This window comes from Limibacillus sp. (assembly GCA_037379885.1).
Classification (GTDB): Bacteria; Pseudomonadota; Alphaproteobacteria; order Kiloniellales; family CECT-8803; genus JARRJC01.
Genome location: JARRJC010000096.1, coordinates 1 through 4,113 on the forward strand (window position 1 = coordinate 1; position 4,113 = coordinate 4,113).

The following is a 4,113-nucleotide window of genomic DNA, read 5'->3' on the forward strand; positions in this document are numbered from 1 at the left end:
GACCTTTTTCTCCCAAGAAGAACTGGATGAAAGTCAGGTTGACGGATATGACATGTGGGCGGCTGCGGACCGCGCCATCGACGCCATTACGGTTCGACAAGCTTTTGAACAGCTAAGCGGGCCCCAGCGAGAGATCCTGTGGCTCATCGACCTGTCGGGTTTTTCTTATTCGGAAGCGGCGGGAATTCTCGATGTGCCCATAGGAACGGTCATGAGCCGCGTCAGCCGTGCGCGTTCGGCCATGGCCGCGGCGCTGGCCGAGAGCAATATTGTGCCGGTGGGCAGAAGGCAGAGACAAGGACGATGAGTGGCATGAAGCCGACAAGCGAAGAGGTCAACGCTTACGTGGACGACGAACTGTCGCCCGCGGACAAGGCGCGTGTCGCCGCCTCTATCGCGCACGACCCTGCCCTTGCCCGCAAGGTCGCCGTCTTGAGTAGTCTCAAGGCAGAGATTAAGAGCGCATTCGGAGCGGAGGAGCAGAATGGCGAGAGGATCTCCGTCACATCAGGGGAACAGGGCCCGCGAGGTGTGGGTCTCGGTGGTAGGCTGAGGCTATTCTGGCTTGCAGCCGCGGCCTCGCTCGTGATCTCGATTACAGCGCTTTTCGCCATTGGGCCAACGTCCAGCGACGCTCCCCCTGACTTGCTCGCAGCGGCAATGCATCGTCACGCCACCTTATCGCAGGCTCCCAGCGGACGCCTCTACGGCGGACGCACGCTAGTGCGTTTCGAGACCGGTGTGGCTCGGCTTCCGGACCTGGAAGCTGGGCGCCTCTCCTTGAACGGCGTGGCTGACTTTCTGACGCCGAACGGTGAGATGGGCCTAGCCGCCCACTACCGGGGCACGCGTGGCTGCAAGGTAACGCTGTTCCTGGTGCCGAATGCCGAGACGCTACAGGAGTCCTCGCTACAGGACTCTTCGCTGCTGGGCGAGGAGTTGACCCGTACCGGCGAAGGCACGGTTTTGAGCTACGGCTGGCGCCACGGCGCAATCGGCTATCTTCTGCTTGCCGAGGGCATGGACGAGGGCCGTCTCGGCCTCATCGCCGAGAAGCTCTACGAGGCGAGCCGCGGCATTGAAATACTGGACCAGAAGGCTCGCCAGCAACTGGCGGAAAACCGACGCCGGTCGGCGCCTTGCCACGCATAAAAGTGCGATCTGAAAATCTTTAAAACGAATTTGGAATAAGGCACCCCCGCCAATCGTTTCTTCCTTTAGGTGCGACACGACCCACCGTGCCTGTCCGTCCAAAGAAGAGAGCGATTACGGGAGGAAACCTTGACCATCGAGAAACGCGGCAAGATCAAAAATCTTTTTGAACTCTACAAGGAGGATCCGGAGGGGGCCGACGAGCTCGTTTTCGGGCGGAAGGCTTACGCTGACCGGCGCGGTTTCCTGCGTGGTGCTGGTCTGGCCAGCATGGGCGCATTGATCGGCTCGGCTATTCCTTTCCATCGCAACATGCCCTCGGGCTTCATCCCGCTGGCCCTGGCCGAGCAACACATGACCATCGAAGGCAAGAATGGTCTCACCGTTCTGAACGATCGACCGGTGAACGCCGAGACCCCGGCGCACCTCCTCGACGATGCGATCACCCCTACAGCACGCCACTTCATCCGGAACAACGGCCTGCCTCCTGAGGACGTCTCGGCCGAGGGTTGGGAGCTCACGATTGACGGTCTCGTGGACAATCCGATGACCATGAGCATCGAAGACCTGAAGTCTAACTTTGATGTGGTGACGGAAGCGCTGACCCTGGAGTGCGGTGGCAACGGCCGCGCCTTCTTTGACCCTCCGGCCAGCGGCAACCAATGGACCGTGGGCGCGGTCGCCTGCTCTAACTGGACCGGCGTGCGATTGGCCGATGTGCTGAAAGCGGCAGGCGTGAAGGACTCCGTCGTCTACACCGCCCACTACGGCGCCGACGCACATCTCTCCGGCGATCCGGACAAGCTTCCGATCTCGCGCGGGGTGCCCATCGCAAAGGCGATGAACCCCCATAACTTGATCGCTTTTGAACAGAACGGCGAGCCGATCCATCCCATGAACGGAGCGCCCTTGCGTCTGGTAGTTCCGGGCTGGCCCGGTTCCTGTTCCCAGAAGTGGCTGACGCGCATTCAGTTGCGAGACGTTGTGCACGACGGCCCGAAGATGACCGGCACTTCCTACCGCGTGCCAAACCGCCCGGTCGCGCCAGGCGAGGAGGTTGCGAAAGAAGACTTCGTGATCATCGAGGCCATGCCTGTGAAGTCACTCATCACCTCCCCGGAGTCCGGCGGCTCGACCGGTTCGCGGACCATGCAGGTGCGCGGCCACGCTTGGGCTGGCGACCGCTCGGTCCGTAGCGTCGAAGTTTCGATCGACTTTGGGGCCACTTGGGTTGCAGCCGGGCTTGACGCGCCAGTCAATCCCTACGCATGGCAAAACTGGGCCACTGAGGTGACCTTCCCGCAGGCCGGCTACTACGAGGTCTGGGCGCGAGCTACAGATGACACAGGCGTTTCGCAGCCCTTCGCTATCGCTTGGAACCCGAAGGGATACCTGAACAACTCGATGCACCGTGTGTCCATTCAGGTAGCTTAGTCCTCCAACACTTTCAGAGGCGGGTGTCGTGTCTTGCACAGCGCCCGCCTCTGTCTAAAGAACTCACTGACAGGAATGAAGGACTGAAGATCCGTGGTTTTACGAAATGCACTTGCCGGGGCGAGCTTGGCTCTACTGCTGGCCACCACAACTGCACTGGCACAAGACGACTATGAGCTCCTGCCCGAAGGCGAAGGCCGTGACGAGGTCTACGCGCTCTGCTCTGGTTGCCATTCCATCCGCTTGGTCGTCCAGCAGGGCTTAACAGAGAAAGCGTGGGACAAGGCCCTCACTTGGATGGTGGAAGAACAGGGTATGGCCGAAATGGATGATGAGACACGCAGCATTGTTCTTGATTACCTTAGTGAGCACCTGAATACCGACCACCGCCCGAGCTGGGCCCAATAGCTTTTGCGCTCTTAACGCCAAAGAAGCTGATTACTCAACGAGTCGCGAGCGAGCTCTCCGCCATTGCCCGCTTCTAGCCAGAATCGGACAGGAGAAGCCGGTGACCAGTTTCGATCGATCACGTCGTGACGGAGAAAAGCTCCCACTCTCCCGGCAAGCCTTTCAACGCGGCGGTGCCAAACTCGCTGAACTCATGCCCGGACCCTGCAACTAAATCCCTCAATGTACGGGAAGCCACAATTTGTCCTGACGCTGCGCTCTCCATGCATCTTGCCGCGGCATGTACAGCTAGGCCTGAGAGATCATCACCTCTTCGTTCGCACTCACCTGTGTGAATTCCAGTTCGCAGCGATAAGCCTAAACGCACGGCGTCACGATGAATTGCCTGGCTGCACTCAATTGCACGGGACGGGCCGGTGAAGGCGAGCAGGTACCCGTCGCCTGTATGCTTGATCCGTTTTCCTTGATGGGCAGGTACCCGCTTATCTACCGCCTCGTCCAGACTATTCAGAACCGCCCGCCACCTCTCGTCACCCATAGAGGCAAGCTCCCCCGTGGAATCAACGATATCAAGCATCACGACGGTCAATAGCGCCCGCTCGATTGAGGTCTTAGCTCGTTCGCCAGTGATGAATTCCTGAACCTCTGCGATCAGACCGTCTTGGTCACCGTACCATTGCAAATGATCGGCTCCAGGAAGGACCCGAAGCTCCGCTTCAGGTATATGCTCTGCTAGGTACTCGGCATGAGCCAGCTCTACCCATTGGTCATGCCTTCGATGTAGGACCAACGTCGGCACAGTGACTGCCGGCAAGATGTGCCGAATGTCCAGTTCGTAATTGAGCGTTGTCAGCTTTCTCATTGCATTGGGGCTAGCTGAAAACCTTAGGTAAGCGGCAAACCAAGCGCGTGCGGCGGGATCGTCAGCCACGCTTGGTGCCCCTGTATCCAATTCGAAGGGCTTACCCCAGTTCCGAAGCCAATCCTCTAATCTTGCTTCGAACTCATCTCTCGTCTCACCGATAGGCCAATCGGGCGCCCAGGCTCTACGCGCAAAGCAGCCAAAAAGGATCAGCTGGCTGACACGTTCCGGATAGGTAGCTGCAAAAAGCGTAGCCA

The 4,113-nt window shown here is 59.3% G+C and carries 5 protein-coding genes; 4 read left to right on the plus strand and 1 reads right to left on the minus strand.

The window, feature by feature from the left end:
* The 4 genes from P8X75_14700 to P8X75_14715 form a co-directional block, all read left to right on the plus strand.
* Positions 1 to 307, plus strand: a 307-nt coding sequence (locus tag P8X75_14700; protein ID MEJ1996430.1) for a sigma factor-like helix-turn-helix DNA-binding protein, incomplete at its 5' end; no start/stop codon positions are given.
* Between the two features lie 482 nt (positions 308 to 789).
* Positions 790 to 1,152, plus strand: a complete 363-nt coding sequence (locus P8X75_14705; protein ID MEJ1996431.1) for a hypothetical protein — start codon at positions 790 to 792, stop codon at positions 1,150 to 1,152.
* A 129-nt stretch (positions 1,153 to 1,281) separates the two neighbouring features.
* Entirely contained in the window at positions 1,282 to 2,586 is a 1,305-nt protein-coding gene (locus P8X75_14710; GenBank protein ID MEJ1996432.1) for a sulfite oxidase, read from the plus strand.
* 126 nt (positions 2,587 to 2,712) lie between these two features.
* The gene (locus P8X75_14715; protein MEJ1996433.1) at positions 2,713 to 2,994 is read left to right on the plus strand and encodes a hypothetical protein; all 282 of its coding nucleotides are present in this window, start codon (positions 2,713 to 2,715) and stop codon (positions 2,992 to 2,994) included.
* A 118-nt stretch (positions 2,995 to 3,112) separates the two neighbouring features.
* On the opposite strand, the gene P8X75_14720 is transcribed toward P8X75_14715, so the two are convergent.
* Positions 3,113 to 4,113: adenylate/guanylate cyclase domain-containing protein (locus P8X75_14720; protein MEJ1996434.1), on the minus strand; the 1,001-nt coding region annotated here is incomplete at its 5' end.